Source organism: Pseudomonas sp. UBA4194 (genome assembly GCF_002379585.1).
Taxonomy (GTDB): Bacteria; Pseudomonadota; Gammaproteobacteria; order Pseudomonadales; family Pseudomonadaceae; genus Aquipseudomonas.
Genome location: NZ_DFUE01000076.1, coordinates 82909 through 103634 on the forward strand (window position 1 = coordinate 82909; position 20726 = coordinate 103634).

The 20726-nt window shown below is 58.0% G+C and carries 17 protein-coding genes; 7 read left to right on the forward strand and 10 right to left on the reverse strand.

The genetic code is table 11. The annotated features are described in order from the left end of the window. Position 1: 1 nt before the first annotated feature. Complete coding sequence (locus B3397_RS18705; protein ID WP_296252978.1) at positions 2–4429, forward strand: SpvB/TcaC N-terminal domain-containing protein; 4428 nt, start codon at positions 2–4, stop codon at positions 4427–4429. 55 nt (positions 4430–4484) lie between these two features. Here B3397_RS18705 and fhuF read toward each other — a convergent pair whose 3' ends face one another. Beyond that, positions 4485–5150 (reverse strand): siderophore-iron reductase FhuF, encoded by a 666-nt coding sequence (fhuF, locus tag B3397_RS18710; RefSeq protein ID WP_296252979.1) that lies wholly within the window; start codon positions 5148–5150, stop codon positions 4485–4487. Positions 5151–5631: 481 nt separating this feature from the next. Between fhuF and B3397_RS18715 the strand changes: the two genes are divergently transcribed. From B3397_RS18715 to B3397_RS18735, 5 genes are all read left to right on the forward strand, one after another. Further along, positions 5632–8517, forward strand: coding sequence for a ribonucleoside-diphosphate reductase subunit alpha (locus B3397_RS18715; RefSeq protein ID WP_296252981.1), 2886 nt, complete (start codon positions 5632–5634; stop codon positions 8515–8517). 191 nt (positions 8518–8708) lie between these two features. Beyond that, the gene (locus B3397_RS18720; RefSeq protein ID WP_049860753.1) at positions 8709–9905 is read left to right on the forward strand and encodes a tyrosine-type recombinase/integrase; all 1197 of its coding nucleotides are present in this window, start codon (positions 8709–8711) and stop codon (positions 9903–9905) included. After that, positions 9902–11359, forward strand: a complete 1458-nt coding sequence (locus B3397_RS18725) for a hypothetical protein (RefSeq protein ID WP_296252985.1) — start codon at positions 9902–9904, stop codon at positions 11357–11359. Before B3397_RS18720 ends, B3397_RS18725 begins: the two co-directional genes overlap by 4 nt. Next, positions 11359–13491: a hypothetical protein gene (locus B3397_RS18730; RefSeq protein WP_082223645.1), complete on the forward strand. Its 2133-nt coding sequence runs from the start codon at positions 11359–11361 to the stop codon at positions 13489–13491. Before B3397_RS18725 ends, B3397_RS18730 begins: the two co-directional genes overlap by 1 nt. Beyond that, the gene (locus B3397_RS18735; RefSeq protein WP_049860751.1) at positions 13492–13908 is read left to right on the forward strand and encodes a hypothetical protein; all 417 of its coding nucleotides are present in this window, start codon (positions 13492–13494) and stop codon (positions 13906–13908) included. A gap of 179 nt (positions 13909–14087) precedes the next feature. Here B3397_RS18735 and B3397_RS18740 read toward each other — a convergent pair whose 3' ends face one another. The 4 genes from B3397_RS18740 to B3397_RS18755 form a co-directional block, all read right to left on the reverse strand. Then, positions 14088–14702: an HAD family hydrolase gene (locus B3397_RS18740; protein ID WP_296252995.1), complete on the reverse strand. Its 615-nt coding sequence runs from the start codon at positions 14700–14702 to the stop codon at positions 14088–14090. Positions 14703–14866: 164 nt separating this feature from the next. Further along, positions 14867–15175 (reverse strand): hypothetical protein, encoded by a 309-nt coding sequence (locus B3397_RS18745; RefSeq protein ID WP_296252997.1) that lies wholly within the window; start codon positions 15173–15175, stop codon positions 14867–14869. Continuing rightward, positions 15156–15464 carry a hypothetical protein gene (locus B3397_RS18750; RefSeq protein ID WP_049860748.1) on the reverse strand — a complete coding sequence of 103 codons (309 nt, stop codon included), beginning with the start codon at positions 15462–15464 and terminating at the stop codon, positions 15156–15158. The genes B3397_RS18745 and B3397_RS18750 overlap by 20 nt, the downstream gene beginning before the upstream one ends. Continuing rightward, a complete protein-coding gene (locus tag B3397_RS18755; RefSeq protein WP_049860766.1) occupies positions 15464–16192 on the reverse strand; it encodes a metallophosphoesterase in 729 nt (242 codons plus the stop codon). The genes B3397_RS18750 and B3397_RS18755 overlap by 1 nt, the downstream gene beginning before the upstream one ends. Positions 16193–16490: 298 nt before the next feature. Here B3397_RS18755 and B3397_RS18760 point away from each other — a divergent pair, with 298 nt between their 5' ends. Beyond that, complete coding sequence (locus tag B3397_RS18760; protein ID WP_049860747.1) at positions 16491–16967, forward strand: helix-turn-helix domain-containing protein; 477 nt, start codon at positions 16491–16493, stop codon at positions 16965–16967. A gap of 12 nt (positions 16968–16979) precedes the next feature. Here the strand turns inward: B3397_RS18760 and B3397_RS18765 are convergent, their stop codons facing one another. Genes B3397_RS18765 through B3397_RS18785 form a run of 5 tightly spaced genes read right to left on the reverse strand, consistent with a single transcriptional unit; the run spans position 16980 to position 20430 of the window. After that, a complete protein-coding gene (locus tag B3397_RS18765; protein WP_049860746.1) occupies positions 16980–17534 on the reverse strand; it encodes an arsinothricin resistance N-acetyltransferase ArsN1 family B in 555 nt (184 codons plus the stop codon). A gap of 19 nt (positions 17535–17553) precedes the next feature. Then, positions 17554–18288, reverse strand: coding sequence for an arsenical resistance protein ArsH (gene arsH / locus B3397_RS18770; RefSeq protein ID WP_049860745.1), 735 nt, complete (start codon positions 18286–18288; stop codon positions 17554–17556). Beyond that, the gene (locus tag B3397_RS18775; protein ID WP_049860744.1) at positions 18288–18758 is read right to left on the reverse strand and encodes an arsenate reductase ArsC; all 471 of its coding nucleotides are present in this window, start codon (positions 18756–18758) and stop codon (positions 18288–18290) included. Before B3397_RS18775 ends, arsH begins: the two co-directional genes overlap by 1 nt. 9 nt (positions 18759–18767) lie before the next feature. After that, a complete protein-coding gene (locus B3397_RS18780) occupies positions 18768–20057 on the reverse strand; it encodes an arsenic transporter (protein ID WP_296253008.1) in 1290 nt (429 codons plus the stop codon). Positions 20058–20079: 22 nt separating this feature from the next. Next, entirely contained in the window at positions 20080–20430 is a 351-nt protein-coding gene (locus B3397_RS18785) for a metalloregulator ArsR/SmtB family transcription factor (protein ID WP_049860765.1), read from the reverse strand. Between the last annotated feature and the right edge of the window lie 296 nt (positions 20431–20726).

Consider the following 20726-nt stretch of genomic DNA (forward strand, 5'->3'; position numbering starts at 1 on the left):
CATGACCACACATCACGACAATCCACTGGCCATCAACACCCCAGCCTTGCCCAAAGGCGGTGGTGCCATCCAGAGCATCGGCAAGGGCTGGGGCGCAATGGGCGCCACCGGCGCTGCCTCCTTTGATATCCCGCTGCCCCTTTCGGCTGGACGCGGCATGGCCCCGCAACTGGGCCTGAGCTACAGCAGCGCCGCCGGCAACGGCGTGTGCGGCATGGGCTGGGGGCTGAGCCGGGCCAGCATCGCCCGGCGCACGCAAAAAGGTGTGCCGGCCTACACCGCCGACGATGAAATGACCGGCCCCGGCGGCGACGTGCTATTGCCCGAGCGCACAGCCCAGGGCGACGTCCTCAGCACCCCGGTCAGCACCTTCCGTGGGCTGGCGCTGGGCGCCACTTACCAGGTGACCCGCCATTTCCCACGCGTGGAAGGCGCGTTCGCCCGCATCGAGCGCTGGCAGCTGGATGCCAACGACGCCGGCTTCTGGCTGGTGCACGGCGGCGATGGCGGCCTGCACCTGTACGGCAAGCGCGACAGCGCCCGCGTGTTCCCCGCCGCCGCACCGCACAAGGTTGCCGAATGGCTGCTGGAGGAATCGGTATCGCCCACCGGTGAACACATCCTTTACGAGTACCAGGCCGAAGACGACCGTGGCCTGCCTGCAGATGACGTGCGCGACCACAGCGCCCAGCGCTATCTGGTCCGCGTGCGCTACGGCAACCTGCAGGCCCACGCGCCACTGTACCTGTGGGACGAAACCAGCCTGCCTGCGCATTGGCATTTCGACCTGGTGCTGGACTACGGCGAGCGCGCCACCGATCAGGCCACTGTGCCCGCCTACGCTGCCACCCAGGCCTGGCCCGTGCGCCCGGACCCCACTGCCAGCTTCTCCAACGGCTTTGAAGTGCGGACCCTGCGCCGCTGCCACCAGGTGCTGATGTTCCATTGCTTCCCGGAGCTGGGCGCGGCACCCGTGCTGGTCAGTCGCTTGTGGCTGGAATACCGTCAATGCCACGGCTACAGCCTGCTGTCCGCAGCCATCAGCCAGGCAGTGGACGGCACCGACATGCTCGAGCTGCCACCGTTGGAGTTCCGCTATCAGCATTTCACCTTCGACGACCGTCAGGAACGCGCCTTCGAGCCGATGCCGGGTCTGGATGACGGCGCGCGCTATCAGCTGGTGGACCTGTATGGCGAAGGCCTGGCCGGGGTGTTGTACCGCGAGGACGACCACTGGCGTTATCGCGAGCCGATGCGCGCGGACCACCCCACCGACGCCGACGCGGTCGCCTACGCGCCGTTTCACCTGCTGCCGGCGCAACCTGTGGCCGACGCAGGCAAGCCGGCCCGCCAGTTCCTCAGCGACCTGACCGGCGACGGCCGTCTGGACTGGATCGTGGCCCAGCCCGGCTACAGCGGTTTCTTCAGCCTGGACAGCGAGCGCAACTGGTCCGGCTTCAACACCTTCGATGCCTTTCCGCTGGAGTTTTTCAACGCCCAGGGCCAACTGGCCGACCTGATCGGCGATGGCCTGCAGGACCTGGCGATGATCGGCAGCCGCAGTGTGCGGCTGTACGCCAGTCGCCGGGCCCAGGGTTTTGCCTCGGCCACCGAGATCGAGCACAGCGACGACGCCTTGCCCATCATCGGCAACAGTCAGGGCGAACTGGTGGCGTTCAGCGACGTGCTGGGCAGCGGCCAGCAACACTTGATCCGCATTCGCCACGATGAGGTGCGTTGCTGGCCGAACCTGGGTCGCGGCGCGTTCGGCAAGGGCTTCAAGCTCGCCAGCCTGCCATTTGCCTACGGCGAGTTCGACGCCTCCCGCGTGCGCCTGGCCGATCTCGACGGGTCTGGCGCCGCCGATTTGATCTATCTGTGCAGCGAACACGCGCTGGTGTTCCTCAACCGTGGCGGTAACGGCTTCGCCGAGCCGGTGCAGCAGCCCTGGCCAGAAGGGTTGCGCTACGACGCCACCTGGCAGGTCAACGCCGCCGACCTGCAAGGCCTGGGCTGCTCCAGTCTGGTGATCAGCGTGCCGCACATGGCTGGCCGGCACTGGCGACTGGATTTCAACCGGGGGCGCAAACCCTACCTGCTGGCCGGTTCGAACAACAACCTGGGCGCCGACACCCAGGCGTTCTATCGCAGCTCGGCCCAGGAATGGCTCGACGAGAAAGCCGAATGGCTGGCTGCCGGGCAAACCCCGCGCTGCGAACTGCCGTTTGCCATGCACCTGGTGGTGCGCCAGGTGCAGCATGACGAGATCACCGGCAATACCCTGACCCAAGGGCTGAAATACCGTCGCGGTTACTACGACGGTCATGAACGTGAAATGCGCGGTTTCGGCCTGCTGCTGGCCAGCGATTGCGAAGCACCGGCCACTGGCGCTCAGCCCTACTCGCCGCCGCTGCTGACCAAGACCTGGTACCACACCGGGCGAGCCGTGGATGAGGTCTTGCATGGAATCGACACCAGCGACAGCGAGGCCCGTGAGTTGGGCGCGGTATTGCTGCTGGCCCATGACCCGGTGACCGGCGAGGACACGCCCCTGACTGACATCGATGCCGAACTGCGCCGGGAGATGGCCCGCGCCCTCAGCGGCCAGGTGTTGCGCACCGAGGTGTTCGGCCTGGATGGTGCGACGTGCGAAGCCGTGCCTTATTCGGTACAGGTGCAACGCCAGGGCCTGCGTTTGCTGCAGCCGCGTACGGCGCATCAGCGCTACGCATCGTTGCTGCCGCTGACCCTGGAAACCCTGGGCTATCACTACGAGCGCATCGCCAACGACCCGCAGTGCAGCCACAGCGTGCAATTGCGGGCCGACGCCTACGGCGCCGTGACCCATGCAGTGAGCATTGCCTATGCGCGTCGCCAACACGAGATCGATCCACCGCCCTACAGCGACGAGCACGAGCAGACCTGGTGGCGCGACGCCTTCGACTCGGCACAACACCAGTATCACTTCAGTGAAAGCCGCGCCGAGGCCATCCATCTCACCCGCGACCCGCAGCACTGGCGCCTGCACCTGCCGTATCGTGCCCGCGCCAATGCCTGGTCGTTGCCCAAGGCGCAGGTCACTCCGGCGCGCCTCAGTTACGAAAGCCTGCTGGCCGCCGATGGCCTGCTGGGCGAGCAGGCGCCGCGCACCCTGACGGCCCTGAGCGTACAGCGCTACCAGGGATGCGCAGACGGCAGCGCGGACTTCCTGGCGCTGGCCGATTTCGCCGAGGCGGCAGAATTGGATGACACCGCGTTGGCAGCCTATGCCGATGTCATGACCCCCGAAGCGCTGGACGCCAAGCTGACGGAGCTGGGCTACCGCCGCATGCCGGCTTTCCTGCCCGCCGATACCGAGCAGGTGCTGTGGTCGGTGCGTCAGGGCTACGCTACCTACGGCAGCGCCGCCGAGTTCTACAAGGTCAAGGCCTATCGGCAAACCCCTGCGCTGGGCGAAACCCGGGTTGAGTACGACCCCTACCATTGCCTGCCGAAGCGAGTGATCGCCGCCGACGGCTGCACCACTCAGGCGCTTTACGATTACCGCACCCTGCAGCCGGTGGAGGTCATCGACGCCAATGACAATCGCCAGCAGGCCAGCTACGACGTCTTTGGCCGCGTATCGCTGAGCAGTTTCCACGGCACCGAAATGGGTCTGCCGGTAGGTTTCGCGCAACTGCAAGGGCAGACCTTGGCAGGCACCATCGCCGAGGCGATTGCCGACAACGCCGCCGGGCTCGGCGACTGGGCCATGGCTTACGTGTATGAAGGCGACGCCTGGATGGGTGAGGCTGCGCCGGGCGACGGGGTCGACGCGTACGCCCTGGTCGAGCAGATCGAAGCGGGCAAGGTCACCCTGGCAGGCCATCTGCGCGCGTCCGCGCGCCAGCAATGGCTGCAAGGTGTGATGACCCTGGGCGATGCCGAGGTGCTCGGGCCGCTGGCCAGCCGCACTCGCCAGCCCGTACGAGTCGCCGCGTTCCAGGCCGACCGTTACCCAGGCGATCCCGAACGGCAGGTGCGCATGAACATCGAGAGCTTCGATGGCTTTGGTCGCAGTCTGCAGAGCAAGCAGCGGGTAGAACCGGGGCTGGCGCATCAGGTGGATGAGGACGGCATGTTGCTGCCCGAGGACGCCTACGCCGACCCGCGCTGGCGCGTCAGCGAGCGGGTCGAATACGACACCAAGGGCCAAGTGGTGCGGGCGTATCGGCCGTACTTCGCCAACAGTGATCGCTATATCGACACCGCCAGCCATCGTGACGCCGAACACAGCTATCACGACCTGCAACGCTACGATGCCATGGGCCGACCTACGGAAACCTGGACAGCCGCGGGCTGGCTGCGTCGCCAGCGCTACAACCCGTGGTACAGCGTCAGTGAAGACGAGAACGATACGGCCGAGGAGGTGCTGGCGAGCCGCGCTTGAGGGCAAGGGCTCTGCCTGGTAACCGGGCCGCCACTGCCCAACTGCCCGCTGGCCTCTACAGCGGGCACTGCGCGCAAGGCCCGATTCCTTCCACCTGCCCTGCCAGGCAGCAACTGCGCCGCTCACGGCGGCCATCGCCCAGGTAGCGCACCGGCTGGTAGAGCGGGTTGGGTCGGCCGTCGGCCAGTTTGCGGTTCGCCAGCAATGCCTCGGCTGGCGCGGTGTTCTTCAGCCCCAGCCGTTGCAACCGGCGCAGGCTGCTTTCCAGGTAATCCCCGGCATTGCCCCACAACACCGCCGCCGGCACCTTACCGTAAGCGCTGAGCGCATCCACCACGGGCCGCAAGTTGCTGGCAATCCACGGCTCCAGGGAGGCCTGTGCGTCGCCTTCTTCGCCCTCCTCCAGAAACCGCACCGCCAGCGGGACGCCCCGCTCATCCAGTACCAACCCGGTTTCGCGCGGCAACAGCGGCAGGTCCCAGCCATGGGCCAGTTGGCTGACCAGCATGACCGGCAACCAATGCATGAAGTAGTACTTGGACCACTGCGAGACCAATACCGGCTGGTGCGTGGCGAACAGCTCGGGGCCATAGATGCGCGACAGTAACTGGTCGAGCACCCGCGGCTGCAGCAGCTCGGGCAAGGACACCGCCACGCGAGGATCGTCGGCGCTGGACAGCCCGGTGAGCAGTTCACGGTAGGGGGTTTGGGTGAGGTTCATGGCCGCGGTCTGAGGTGTCTGCCCGCGAGAAACGCGTTCCCCGCCGACACGAATAGTCAATCTTCAACAATCGCGTCCTACAATACGCTTGCGGCAAATCGGTGACAAACGGTCCTACACCGCGACCTGTATGGGCTGCCGCCGCCACCCACAAACTACTCACAACTTATCCACAGATGTGTGTGTTGCAATACCCCCCTGACCGCATTATCTTGTATGCCCAGCGCAGAAAACCACTACATGTAGGGTTTTCGCCAGAAAACCAAGCACAACTCAAAGCACAAATTCAAGCCTTGAAATCGTGCTTTTTTGCGTTTCAGTCGATTGTTTTCCTTGCCTACCCATGTCTTTGGATGGCAGCAGATTCAGCGCTTTCCTACAGCCCGGTGTAGCAGGCCACGCGCCTCCACCGGGCCGCTCTTTTCGGTACAACGGGCCCAATGACGGGTGCCCAGTCAAACTTATGAACGTGGAGAAACCCATGCAAACCGAACCCACTCGCGAGAACCCGCAGGCCAAGGCCCCGCAGGCATCCGATTCCAACCAGGATCTGGCAGCCACCGCACCCGGCCAACTGCGCGTGATCAAGCGTAACGGTACCGTCGTTGCCTACACCGACGACAAGATCACCGTCGCCATCACCAAGGCGTTCCTCGCGGTGGAAGGTGGCAATGCCGCCGCCTCGTCGCGCATCCACGACACCGTTGCGCGTCTGACCGAACAGGTCACCGCGACCTTCAAGCGTCGCATGCCCTCGGGCGGCACCATTCACATCGAAGAGATCCAGGACCAGGTCGAACTGGCCCTGATGCGTGCCGGCGAGCAGAAAGTAGCCCGCGACTACGTCATCTACCGCAACGAGCGCTCCAAGGAGCGCGCCATCCGCACCCCGGCCGACGCCCCGGTCGATGCTCACCCCAGCATCCGCATCACCAAGGCCGACGGCAGCCTGGCGCCGCTGGACATGGGTCGTCTGAACACCATCATCAGCGAGGCCTGCGAAGGTCTGGCCGAAGTCGACGGCGGTCTGATCCAGAAAGAAACCCTGAAGAACCTCTACGACGGCGTAGCCCTCAAAGACGTCAACACCGCTCTGGTCATGACCTCTCGCACCCTGGTCGAGCGCGAGCCGAACTACTCGTTCGTCACCGCCCGCCTGCTGATGGACACCCTGCGCGCCGAAGGCCTGAGCTTCCTGGAAGTGGCCGAGAGCGCCACCCACCACGAGATGGCCGACTTCTACGCCAAGGCGCTGCCTTCGTACATCGCCAAGGGTATCGAGTTCGAACTGCTGAACCCCGTGCTGGCCACCTTCGACCTGGAGAAACTGGGCCGGGCCATCAACCACGAACGCGACCAGCAATTCACCTACCTGGGCCTGCAGACCCTGTACGACCGCTACTTCATCCACAAGGATGGTGTGCGTTTCGAACTGCCGCAGATCTTCTTCATGCGCGTGGCCATGGGCCTCGCCATCGAAGAGCAGCACAAAGAAGACCGCGCGATCGAGTTCTACAACCTGCTGTCCTCGTTCGACTACATGGCATCGACCCCGACCCTGTTCAACGCCGGCACCCTGCGCCCGCAGTTGTCCAGTTGCTACCTGACCACCGTGCCAGACGACCTGTCGGGCATTTACGGCGCCATCCACGACAACGCCATGCTGTCCAAATTCGCCGGCGGCCTGGGCAATGACTGGACCCCCGTGCGCGCGCTGGGCTCCTACATCAAGGGCACCAACGGCAAATCCCAGGGCGTCGTGCCGTTCCTCAAAGTGGTGAACGACACCGCCGTGGCCGTGAACCAGGGTGGCAAGCGCAAGGGCGCGGTGTGCGCGTACCTGGAAACCTGGCACCTGGACATCGAAGAGTTCATCGAGCTGCGCAAGAACACCGGTGATGATCGTCGCCGTACCCACGACATGAACACCGCCAACTGGATTCCAGACCTGTTCATGAAGCGCGTCTTCGACGACGGCAAGTGGACCCTGTTCTCGCCCAACGAAGTGCCTGACCTGCACGACCTGACCGGCAAGGCCTTCGAAGAGCGCTACGAGTACTACGAAGCCTTGACCGAGTACAACAAGATCAAGGTGTTCAAGACCATCCAGGCCAAAGACCTGTGGCGCAAGATGCTGTCGATGCTGTTCGAGACCGGCCACCCTTGGTTGACCTTCAAGGACCCTTGCAACCTGCGCTCCCCGCAGCAGCACGTGGGCGTGGTGCACAGCTCCAACCTGTGCACCGAGATCACCCTGAACACCAACAAGGATGAAATCGCGGTCTGCAACCTGGGCTCGATCAACCTGCCCAACCACATCGTCGACGGCAAGCTGGACACCGCCAAGCTGGAGCGCACCATCAACACCGCCGTGCGCATGCTCGACAACGTGATCGACATCAACTACTACTCGGTGCCGCAAGCGAAGAACTCCAACTTCAAGCACCGCCCGGTAGGCCTGGGCATCATGGGCTTCCAGGACGCGCTGTACAAACAGCACATCCCGTACGGTTCCGATGCTGCCGTCGCCTTCGCCGACCAGTCCATGGAAGCGGTCAGCTACTACGCTATCCAGGCGTCCTGCGACCTGGCTGACGAACGCGGTGCCTACGAGACCTTCCAGGGCTCGCTGTGGTCCAAGGGCATCCTGCCGCTGGATTCGCAACAGATCCTGATCGAAGCCCGTGGCCAGAAGTACATCGATGTCGACCTGAACGAAACCCTGGACTGGGCACCGGTGCGTGCTCGTGTGCAGAAAGGTATTCGTAACTCGAACATCATGGCGATCGCGCCGACTGCCACCATCGCCAACATCACTGGCGTATCGCAGTCGATCGAGCCGACCTACCAGAACCTGTACGTGAAATCGAACCTGTCCGGCGAATTCACCGTGATCAACCCGTACCTGGTGCGCGACCTGAAAGACCGCGGCCTGTGGGACTCGGTCATGATCAACGACCTGAAGTACTACGACGGTTCGGTGCAGCAGATCGAGCGCATCCCGCAGGAATTGAAAGACCTCTATGCGACCGCGTTCGAAGTGGACACCAAGTGGATCGTCGATGCCGCCAGCCGTCGCCAGAAGTGGATCGACCAGGCGCAGTCGCTGAACCTGTACATCGCTGGCGCCTCGGGCAAGAAGCTGGACGTGACCTACCGCATGGCCTGGTACCGTGGTCTGAAAACCACCTACTACCTCCGTGCCCTGGCCGCGACCAGCACCGAGAAGTCGACCATCAACACCGGCAAGCTGAACGCGGTATCCAGCGGCAGTGATACTTCGCCGATCCAGACCGCCCCGGCCGGCCCAGCGCCAGTGCCCAAGGCGTGCGCGATCGACGAGCCGGATTGCGAAGCGTGTCAGTAGGGTTCATAAGTATTAAAGCGTATACTTAGTCAAACCCATGACCTTCCAACCCCAATAGATACAAGGGGTTGGAGGGTTTACTTCTCGTATACCCCTCCCTATACTCGCCGCCCTATCTAGCTCATAGGTCGGAACCGTATACATTGCCTAGTTACTCCATCAGATCCTTCACCGCATCAGACGACCTTCCGATGGCCGTGCTGGTCGATCAGGAAGGACGCCCGCTCTTCCTGCCCAATGTGTATGCCACTCTCCGATACAGGGACGTTGGCTTTGCCTTGACCACCATCGAAAAGGTTCTCCGCGCTGTAGGTATGGCCTACCTATGGGCGACAACCAGAAAGATTGATCTGGAGGTAGAGCTGCGCTCCGAGTCATTCCTGTCGATGGAGCAGTGCGAGGATTTGGCCTTCTTCCTTCGCCTTGATCGGGCGGCACAGGATCGGCTTGTCGAAGCCTCTCTGGAAGTAAGATCCAACAAGGTAGTGCGGCTTGAACAGGTGCGCAGCGGCGGTACACCGACCCCAGAGCGGACATTGATTTCCGCAGTCGAAGGTGGTTACCGGATCCGAACCGTGGCGAACTTTCTGCAGTTCAATCACGAACGCATTGCCCCTAAAGCCTCCCAGAAACCCCGCAAAGACCTCGCCAAGGCTCGTGAGAACGCGATTGCTGCCCTGCGAGCCCAAGAGCCTCGGGCCACCCCCTCTGATGAGGGAGATGCGCCAGAGGGGCTTTCTGAAGATCTCATGACAGCCATCGATGCGGCGTTTGAGCCAGGCTCAGTGACCAATCCATTTCAGTCTGATTTTCATCAGTACCGCAATCACCTGATGTACCGGATCTTCAACGAAACAGCGGTCAGACGCAGTGAGTTGCGATACATCAAGGTGGAGGACATTGATCATGCAGCCCGACGAGTGAAGGTACGTGTTTCGAAAACGATTGCCAGAACCTTGCCCATCTCCGAGCAAACCGCAGACGACTTCCATGAGTTCGTGATGAGGCACTGGGCCAAGATTCCCGTCAAATCCAGGAGGCACGGTTACCTTTTCACAACCGCTAAAGGCGACCACCTGTCCGTAGAGGCCATCAACCTCACGTTCCGGGAGCTGCGTCGAAAGAACGAGCTATCAGAGAGTATTGCGCCGCATGCACTGCGCAGGACGTGGAATGATCGTTTAAGCAGAAAGATCGATAGCCTCCCTCCAGAGAAACGGATGAGGCCCGAGGAGGAGAAGCGGGTGAGAACCCGCTTCAACGGTTGGTCGAAGGAATCCAAAATGGAAGAGCGCTACTCACGTCGGCATATTCGCGAAAAGGCTGACAGGATCGCAGAGGACTTGGCAAACGACTTGCGCACAAAGAAAGATGAAGTAGAGCAATGAACATTTCAAACAAAAGCTCCACAACTAGCAAACACCCCCCCATTACAAAAAAGGATCAGGTGATTCTACTGGACGGTAGGATAATTGAGATCGAAATGGGCAAAAAGGAGCGCATTGCAGATCGCGACGGCAATTCAAAACCAATGAGGCTCGATATACTTGAGCCGGGCAACCTGCTGCATGAAAGCATTTATGCTTCATACAAGAATTTGCTATCCACGCACAGCCTATCCTACAGCAATACTGTTATGTATGCCGTAGCCAACTGGTTTGCATTGCCTGAAATGAAAGGCAAGACTGAAATCGATATCCCTGAAATAAACTTGCTAAATAACACCCACCCGAGCTACAGAGCATTCGTTATCCCGCTGCTACGCCAGATTTCCGCACACGAAATGCGTGGACTTTCAGAGCAGGTCTGTGACTTCATCAAGCACCCAATAAAATGGGAGGAGCAAGGGGTTGGTGCATATTTCAATCTTGTAACCAACGACCCTGAAAGGGGGGCTTTCACCGAGCAAGAAATCCACAACATTCACCACCAACTCAATCGAGCATATTCAGACAGGACAATAAGTCAAGCTGACTTCACTATATGCTGGTTTTTTATCGGAACAGGGGTAAGGCCCGCCCAAGCCTTTCGAATGAAAAAGAGTGATGTAATCATCCACAGCAGGAACGGGATGGAAGTCACCTTAAAAGTTCCGCTCGCTAAAGGCGAGATGACATCCTCAAATGAATATTGGGCGCGCCGAGCCCCCACTGTGCTTGCTGAATGCCTCATAATGTATTTGGATCAAGACGCCAGAGGCATGAGCCAGGCTGAATGCAGATTATTTGATCAGCCCTCAGCCCAGGCACTAGGAAGCCGCGTTATATCTTGTTTGGAAAAGCTAGACACTTACTCCGAACGCCTCGGAACTAAAATTCCGATTAATCCCTATCGCTTCAGATACACACTGGCTACCCGAGCCCTAGCGCAAGGAGCATCTGACTACGAAGTGGCACGACTTCTCACACACCGCAGCACGTCCTGCATTCACTACTACAGAGCCTCCATGCCCGAACTGCAGAAACCCGTGCGTGATGCCTTGGGGAAAGAAATGGGGTACTTCGCGAGGGCGTTTCAAGGGAAGTCTATCTCTGGACTTGAGGAAGCAACCAGGGCGGGCGATCCCGACGCCGTGATAACGGACTTTCTCCGGCTGATGGGCAAGCCTGTAGGCGCTTGCGGGACACGCGCCGACTGCCACCAAAATGCCCCGGTAGCATGCTTAGCCGGCTGCGCGCATTTCGAGCCTCTCTTGAGCGCCCCCTGGGAGACATTGATGGTCTCATTGGTGGCCGACCAAGAAATGGAAACGGAACCCAGGATCCGTCAGATCAATCACAATGCCATGTCTGCGATCCAGCAAATCATTGCTCTCCGAGATGAATCGGCAGGTACTGAGTAATGGGAACAATTGTTCACTTCGTAGGCAAAGATGATTTAAGCGCTCAGGAAAACCTGAATCGCTATATAGAGCATGCTCGCAAAAATACACCATTCGCCAATGTTGAGTGGGAAGATAACATCTGGGACATCACAACTTTTGTCATCGGCAGAGCTCAGGGGAAAACTAAGAAGCTGGTGTACTTCAGATCTTTAAAAGACAAATCCGGCAATAAGCCCTTGGTTCAAATACCGCTCGACCCATGCTTCATGGATTTTGCAAAATCTGCGTTCAGCGAAACGATGCGACGCCTTCGCCTTGTTGAATACAATAGGCACTTAGGGGTTTTACGTGTAATCGAACAAGCTTTAATTGATTTTAAATTGAAGCCGTGCATTACCAAGCTCACGCCATTTGTGCTCGATAGGGCAGCTGAAATACTCAGAGAGAAGTTTCAGGATGCCTGGCCCATGGGTCGAGTTTTGGAGCGAGTGGTAACGGAAATCGTTAACCCGGCTCGTCTAACTCCAGTGATACTCGAATGGCGCAGCCCATTCGAGTACAAACAACCTGTGCGGAATGACAGGGTCTCTACCAAAGACGCCGAAAAATCCACATCAAGGCTTCCATCCCTTGAATCTATTCTCGCCTTGGCTGATATCCACCATAAAAGCAAAGCCATGCCTGACAGGGTAGCAACTGCTTTCGTCACATTGGCCATGTATGCACCAAGCCGCGCCAGTGAGATTCTCAGTTTGCCTGTCAACTGCATACGTCGCGCTGACACCAAAGATGGGCCCATAATGGGTATCGCATGGGCACCCGCCAAGGGGGCTATGCCAATGACAAAATTCGCCGCAAGCGATGAATTTGAAGCCATCATTGAATCTACAGTCAGATATCTAGCGGAGCTGGGTGCCCCCGCCCGAAAAGCCGCAGAGTGGTACCTTAACAATCCTAAAGACCTCTATCTTCCTCCCGGCACTGAGCATCTGCGCGGATCTCCGATAACGTTGAAAGAGGTGTCACAAATTCTGGGCAAGGAAACAGCAATTCAAACTTCGCACGCCAAGAGAGGCTACGGATTGGTAGCAACTGGCGAAGTTACAAATGACCGGAGTCGGATGCAAGACTCCAGAAAAACAGGGCTCGCCCCGCTATACGAATTTGATTCTCTGGAAAGATACGTACTGGGGAAATTGCCTGCTATTTTCCCGATCCTGGATGGGCATACCAAGATCAAATGGCACGAGGCCCTCTTTGTTCTCCCTACTAACGTTTTGCGGCCTGATGGGGAAACCCTGTTATACCTGCCATCTCCAATTTCTACGAACCAGATCAACCATCAGTTGGGTACCAATCCCAGCGGAGTCACGGTGTTCACACGGAATAGCAAAGCCAATCCGGATGGCAGCCCCATGGGCATCTCCACCCATGCTTTCCGTCACCTGCTGAACACCTTGGCTCAGAGCAAGCACCTGAGCGAGGCCCTGATTGCATTTTGGTCTGGGCGTAAGAACATCAGTCAGAACGAATGGTACGACCATCTTCCCCAAGAGGTCTTCATTGAGGCCTACCTCAAGCTCGGGGATGTAGGTAAACCACTGCAGGTAGCAGGTCAGCTCGAAGCGAAAGTGCGCTCTATTGAAGTCACCCATGGGCTTACCAGGGAAGAGGCGCTCAAGCTTGAGTTGGGAGCGACACACCGCACCCGCTACGGCATTTGCCGCCACGACCACGCTCTCACGCCTTGCCCCAAGGACAAGGATTGCGTGAGCTGTGGTGAGCACACATTCGTTAAGGGCGAACAACGCCACCTTGATGAAGCTGAGTTTCAATTCAAAATGCACGAGAAGGCCGTAGCAGATGCCCAAAAGGCTGTAGAGGAAGGCGAGCCGGGCGCAGCCCGCTGGTTGAAGTTGCATCTGCCCAAGCTTGAGCGCTGGAAACTGGTTCTTGAGATGCTGAACGATCCAAGCATTCCAGATGGCACCCTGCTGACTCTCCCACCTCCTGACCAACCTCAGTCAAAAGCCGGGCTAGCGCAGGCGGTAAGGATCATCAACCAGGCCGGCCCAAGCACCAACCTTGCCAAGCCTGAGACCGAAACTGATGCTGACGAAAAGCTGTTGCTTGATATGGGGTTCTTCTGAATGGGCGCGCCAAAACTAAACGATACGGGGATCGAAAAAGCCGTACGCCTGCTGGACGGCTGGACTGGGAAGCTCACTTGGGATCGATATCTGGCCATGCTTGAGGTAGATATCGGCCATAAGTACACCAAGGCAGCAATGCTCAGACATCCACGCATCAAGTCGGCCTGGGATCACGCCAAGGAGCAGGCTAAGGATGATGGCGGCGTGACTACCTCCCGCAGCGCCATAGAGACTGAGAAGGCTTTAGAACGTGTGAGGCTTCTTGAGGAAAGGGTCAAGCGCCTGACCCGTGAAAACCACGCCTTACTAGAACAGTTCCTGAGATGGAGCCACAACGTCATTCGTAGCGGCAAAATGACTCTCGATGAGCTTGAACGACCACTACCGTACGCGAAGCCCAAAGAGATTCGATAGGAAGTAGCGCTCACCTGCCTGGGAGCTTACCAAGCAGGTAGCAGTAAGCCAGAAAATCATCGTGTAAACCTCATCGACTTACAGTATGAAAAATAGGTTTACACTCTGGTGCTCCTGATTGGTATTGGAAGGATGAATGAATGCCTCAGATACCCTTCGGCGACACCCCTTCAACAATGCTACGACTCGCGAAGCACATGGTGGGCAAAGCCCGTCAAATCACTGATGCGACCACCCCCTGATCTATCCAAATGTATGCCGGTAATCCCCACTTCGCGCGGGCCATGGCAATCGCAGCGTAGGGAATCTCCTACCATAATTACTCTGTGCTCGCCAAACACGTTGTCGAGCTCAACGTCTATCATTTCGCAGGTTGCTCGGTACATCCATGGATTTGGTTTAGCCAAGCCAGTTTCGTAGCTAAAGCCGAACCCATCCATGGTCGGAAATAACCTTTTGACCGCACGACCGTATGGGTACGCCAGATTGCTGCAGACCGCCAGTAGAAGCTCATGCTGCTGCAACAGGGCGACTGCTTCCAAAGCATCGGGAAATGCGACTATCGAGTCGACTTCCTGCTCAAGCATTTCTTCGATTTCAGCCAACCGGAGAGGGTGAACGCTGATACCTAGGTACTCAGCTGCTTGGGGCAATCCTCCGTTAAATGTCATCAATTTTTTTGCATCATCAGGATTCGGACGGCGTCCGTTACGAAGCCCTTCCTTCAGAAGCTGTCGATATGGATGCTTGCCAGTCTTGATTCTCAAGATTGTGCCGAATGCATCTAGAAGCACGGCCCGGTATCTCATCATGCATCACCTGATTCGAGGGTGGATCTAGTCAAAATTTACAACCAGAGCTCATGAAAGTGTGCCTTGCACCACTTGGGCACAACTGTTCAGCCCTCGATATGCTGGCGCCAGCCCGCCTCGTGGAGCCCTGCCCCTCCACTCCATCGTCAACCCCCAGGCAGCGTCAGCATTTCGCAGCTGGGCGCTACCAGTACGTAGGTACTGCCAGTGAGTGTAACCGCCACGAGGTGGTCACCAATTTCGACAAACTCCAGAACATCGGACGTCCGAATCAGGCGACCATTTTGGAATCTGTCCTTGCGATCAAAATAGACTCGCCCTGTCAGCGAAAACCCGCAGACCTCAGGGTGGTGCAAATAGGCAGTGATACCGATGCCAAAATTTAGGCGGGCAGCATTAACCACATCATCGGGAGTTTTCGTTTCCACCGATTTCTTATTCCCTAACTGGCTCATGCCGGCTGACGATAACGTAGTGATCCTGGCCGCTCAGGCTTCGTACGAGCACAAACCCGCTCCTCTCGACCATCACCCCCACCACGGGGGTCAGTACCGTCATGCCGTCGTCAATCGCTCCAGAGCGATCTAGGAACGCACGGGCGGCATAGCAGCCCCCTACAAACGCTGCGCCAAAAAGATATGCATCAACCATCACCTCCCAATCGATAGCGCTCGCTTGCAAGACCTCATCCGGAATGCTGCTTGGCAGAACTTCGGCAGTAGTTCGTTTTATGGTGCGGCGCATCAGAATTCCACAATTTTGTATGGGTCGAACCCGGTAACTTCCGAGGGATACCCCCTCGGATTGGAAATCACCCGACACTGGCCAAAATGGACATCAATGGCGTGGTGGGTATGGCCAAAAATCCATCCGTCAGCTTGAGCAATAAAGTCGTACCACCGATTGAAATAAGCAGCACTGATGTGTCCTTCGTTCTCATCTCCAGCTGCCTCTGGTATCGGACAATGGTGATTCACGACCACGGTTTTTCCGGGAAAAGGGATCGCCAGCTCGCGCTTGAGAAACTCACGAGTCAATCGGTTCTTCTCAATGACATCGGCAGGGCGTAACCGCCTGTAGTTATCCCCTGCCCTGATTACGCGGAAGTCAGTCATCTCTCTAGCGCAGACAGAGGAAGCTGCCACAACATCACCAGTACCAGTGAAGTCAGTCCAAGCCGTACCAACCAAGAAACGCACATCACCTTGGATTAAGGTTTCGTTTTCCATGACACGAACGTGGCTGTGAGCTGCGGCTTTCATTTTCGCAAGCGTCCGATCGATGTGCCCTTGGTACAGCTCGTGGTTGCCGCAGCAGTAGATTACCGGGCAGTCAAAGGAGTCATTGGCCCATAGAACGCCCCGTGTTCGCAGATCAATATCCCCTGCAAGCACCACCAGATCGACCTCTGCTAGCGGCGGCTCAAAGCGATCAAACTCATTGTGCAGATCGGAATAAATCAAGATTTTCATAAGACCCGTTACGGTTCTGATATCGCAGTGAACCGGCCACGCTGGTTCGGTTTTAGCCTTAGTCCCGGCCTCATCGATCATGAGCTGAACGACGTTTTACCGGTATATTGAGGTTCAAACGAAGGCCTCGCAGGCTCCTGGATTGATCCCACCGACTCGCCCGCATAGCGGAAGCCCCCAGCACATACCCAGAGCCCTTTCATGAAAACAGGCGCTCACAGCAGTCCGGACTTGTTCACTATATACAGTAGAACCGGACTGGGCAACGTGGCTTTATCCTCATCTTTGAGGAATTTTCATGTCGCTTAAGCTTGCCTTGGCCGCCGTGCTTCGTACCTTGCGTCGCCAGGGCCGCCATAGCCAAGAGAGCCTAAATTATGGAAGCAGCCGTACCTACATGTTCCGCTTGGAGAAGGGAGCATCAACGGTCACGCTGGACAAGCTCGAATCGATCTGCGCAGGGCTAGGGATTAGCCCGCTCACATTCCTAGCACTGACTTTGTCAGCGAATAGCGGCCATTCCACCCAAATGCTTCTGCAGAAGGTACAGGCAGAACTAGACGATTTTGAGCATTCCGGTGGTGGCGAAGTCCTCAAAGCAGAGGTCGCTACGGGAGCGGTGGTTGAGCGCCGGCCAGGGAAGCCGGTCGATCCAGAAAAACTCCAGAAAGTCCTTAAGTGCAAGGCAGAAGGAATGAGTCAAAAGATGACGTCCGAGATGCTGGGGATACCCAAGCAGACAGTACACGACCTTTGGCGACGTGATGTTGAATAGGTAGGCTCCAGGCTAGATCTGCGGACTAATCTCATTGAACGGCACGGCTGGTTTCGGCGGACTCGCGACATCCAGCGCAATTCGCCAATACCCGACGTCATGCCAGACACCATGCTTGAATCCTACTTCTGGATACGTACCGATGTGAGCGAAGCCAAGCGCTTCGTGTAGCCCCACGCTGCCATCGTTGGGAAGCGCGATCCCGGCATAGGCTGCGTGAAAGCCTTGCCTCTTCAGTGTCGGCAGCAATACGTCATAGAGAGCCCGGCCAACGCCGCTACGGTGTGCGTTGGGCGCTATATAGACCGTGACGTCGACCGACCAGCGATAGGCCTCACGAGCACGATGCTGACTGGCGTATGCATAGCCGATCACCTGGCCGTCTCGCTCCGCTACGAGGTAGGGGTAAGTCGGCAAAGTCGATTTAATCCGCTTGGCCATCTCTTCGACTGAAGGGGACTCTAGCTCGAACGAAATCGCGGTACGCTCAACCATCGGTGCGTAGATTGCCTGGATATCTTGCGCGTCCGAAAGCTGCGCAATCCTGACTGTGCTGATGTTGCTCATCCTTAATCCCCTTGGTGGCTCAAATCGATCTTTGGTTGACCCGTTTCGAGAGTGCCTCAGCGCTTTCCTTACGCTCGGAGTAGCGGTCTACCAGATACGTTTCCCGGCCCCGAACCATCAACGTGAACTTCATCAGTTCTTCCATCACGTCCACCACACGGTCGTAGTAGGCAGATGGCTTCATACGCCCTGCATCGTCAAACTCCAGGAACGCCTTGGGTACGGACGATTGGTTTGGGATGGTGATCATTCGCATCCAGCGCCCGAGGATCCGCAGCTGGTTTACCGTGTTGAAGGACTGTGATCCACCGCAGACCTGCATTACGGCGAGCGTCTTGCCCTGGCTAGGCCGGACAGCGCCCATCGTGAGAGGAATCCAGTCGATCTGGGCTTTGAATACAGCAGACATTGCACCGTGACGCTCTGGCGAACACCACACCTGTCCCTCTGACCACAGAACCAGATCTCGCAACTCTTTAACCTTTGGATGGTCTTCCGGGGCGTCATCAGGGAGAGGCAGACCTGACGGGTCAAAGATCACGACCTCGGCCCCCATTAGAGTCAGGATGCGTGCCGCCTCCTGAGTCAGTAGCCTACTGAAAGAGCGCTCACGGGTTGAACCGTACAACAACAAAATGCGTGGCTTGTGAGTCGCTTGGTCGTTGTTTTGAAGACGATCCAGTGTTGGGACGTCGATCACTGATAAATCCAGATTTGGAATTTCCGGACTGCCCTCCGAGGAAAATTCGTCCATTACAGTTCACCTATCCGATCTAGCTCGCACTTCAGCTCCTGCGGTGTAAACGCCGAATGATCCAGGCTGAAGAACGCGTCGAAACGCTTTCTGATTTGGACGACGGTCGAGTCAAATGCAGCCTGTATGTCGCTGTCCGTTCCTTCAACATCGGAAGGGTCGGCAAGGCCCCAGTGGCTTTTGACAGCAGGCCCAAAATAGACCGGGCAGGGTTCGCCTCCGGCCTTGTCACAAACGGTGATAACCACATCGGGTGGTGAGTCCGAAAAGACCTCTGAACCTTTGCTGTAGAGATCTGTGGTGTCGATGCCCAGCGCTTGCAGCGTGCTCACAGCGCGGGGATTCAGTTGCCCACTGGGGAAGCTGCCTGAACTGACGGCAGTAAAACCGTCCGGGGCCGAGTGGTTGAACAGCCCCTCAGAGAGAACGCTCCGACAGCTGTTGGCCGTGCACATAAACAGTACTTTCATGGGTGTCTCCTAGACGGGAATGCTCAGCCGCAACGCCAGTGCCGCAAGCGTTACCAGCAAGATAGGGAGGGTGAGCATGCTGCCGACTTTGAAGTAGTAGCCCCAGGTGATACGGATATTTTTCTGCGCCAGGACATGGAGCCACAGCAGCGTGGCCAAGCTTCCGATTGGGGTAATCTTTGGGCCGAGATCGCAGCCGATGACGTTGGCGTAGATCATGGCTTCACGCACCAAGCCCGTAGCGTCGCTACCCTGAATGGATAGAGCGCCGATGAGCACACTCGGCATGTTGTTCATGATCGAGGACAACAGCGCAGCGGTGATGCCCGTGCCGAAGGTCGCGACCCACAGTCCATGTTCGGCGAACGTGTTAAGCAATCCCGAGAGGGAGTCAGTCAGACCGGCATTGCGCAGGCCATAGACCACCAGATACATGCCCAGCGAGAACACGACGATCTGCCAGGGTGCGTGCTTGATGACTTTCCTCGTCGAGATGATGTGGCCTTTCCCTGCGATGACCAGCAGGATCACCGCACACACAGCAGCGACGGCGCTGATAGGGATGCCTAACGGTTCCAGTGCGAACAGGCCAACCAGTAGTAGGCCAAGCACCCACCAGCCAGCAATGAAGGTCGCCCGGTCACGAATCACAGCCTCTGGTGCCTCAAGCTCATTCGCGTCGTACTGGGCGGGAATGTCCTTTCGATAAAACATCCAGAGCATGAACAGCGTCGCGGCCACTGCCACTAGGTTCACTGGCCACATGACTGAAGCGTACTCTCCGAAACCTACGCTGAAAAAGTCTGCCGAAACGATGTTGACCAGGTTCGACACCACCATGGGCAGACTGGCGGTATCGGCGATAAAGCCTGCGGCCATCACGAACGCCAAGGTCGATGCAGGGCTAAAGCGCAACGCCGTGAGCATCGCTATAACGATGGGAGTGAGGATCAGTGCTGCGCCGTCGTTGGCGAAAAGCGCCGAGACGGCTGCCCCGAGCAAGATCATCAAAGCAAACAGGCGCCCGCCTTTCCCACCGCCCCAGCGGGCGACATGAAGCGCTGCCCATTTGAATAAACCCGCTTCATCAAGCAGCAAACTGATGATGATTACGGCGATGAAAGTCGCGGTAGCGTTCCAGACGATGTGCCACACCACCGGCACATCCCCCAGGCTCACGACGCCAGCCAGTAGTGCCAAAACGGCACCCGCTGCCGCGCTCCAGCCGACACCTAACCCCTTGGGTTGCCAGATAACAAGGACGAGCGTAACTACGAAAATCGACGCAGCGATGAGCATGGGTATCTTCCAGATCAGGAGGTCAGCAGCAGGAGGCCTGGCGTACGGGCCGGTCTTCCATGGAAGCCAGCCTTCCTTGATGGTCGTTAACCCAAGACAGGTGGGCCTGCGTAGTGACGTTCAGAACATCCAGCGCCCACTGTTCAAGCTCGGGATGCAGCCGGTAGTAAACCCACTGACCCTGCCTGCGATCCGCGAGTAACCCGCAAGCACGCAACTGTGCAAGGTGTCTGGAAACCTTCGACTGGTTATCGTCCAGAGCCCAGATCAACTCGCAGACGCACAGCTCACCCTCAGCCGAAAGCATGAGCATAATCCGAGCGCGGGTTTCGTCCCCGAGGCATTTGAAGAAGGTGTGTGGTGGAAGGCTCACAAGCAATCAACCTCAATATGTGAATAACCGAATATACGCATATAAACATATCCAGCTCGCTTGTACAAATACCTAGTGACGGGACTCGATGATCCGGGCTTCAGTGATCGCCGATCACTTCAGCAGCGCGACGGAGATATCACTCGTCAGCCATCATATGCTCGGAGGTTTGGAGCTTGGCTGATCCCCCATGGACTCCCCATCTGACTCGGCTCCGGTGTAGGCGATCTGCCATACGTCGCTAAGTCCGCTTGCGATATGATGCCAAGCAGATATCAACACAGGCAGCTTGGGAA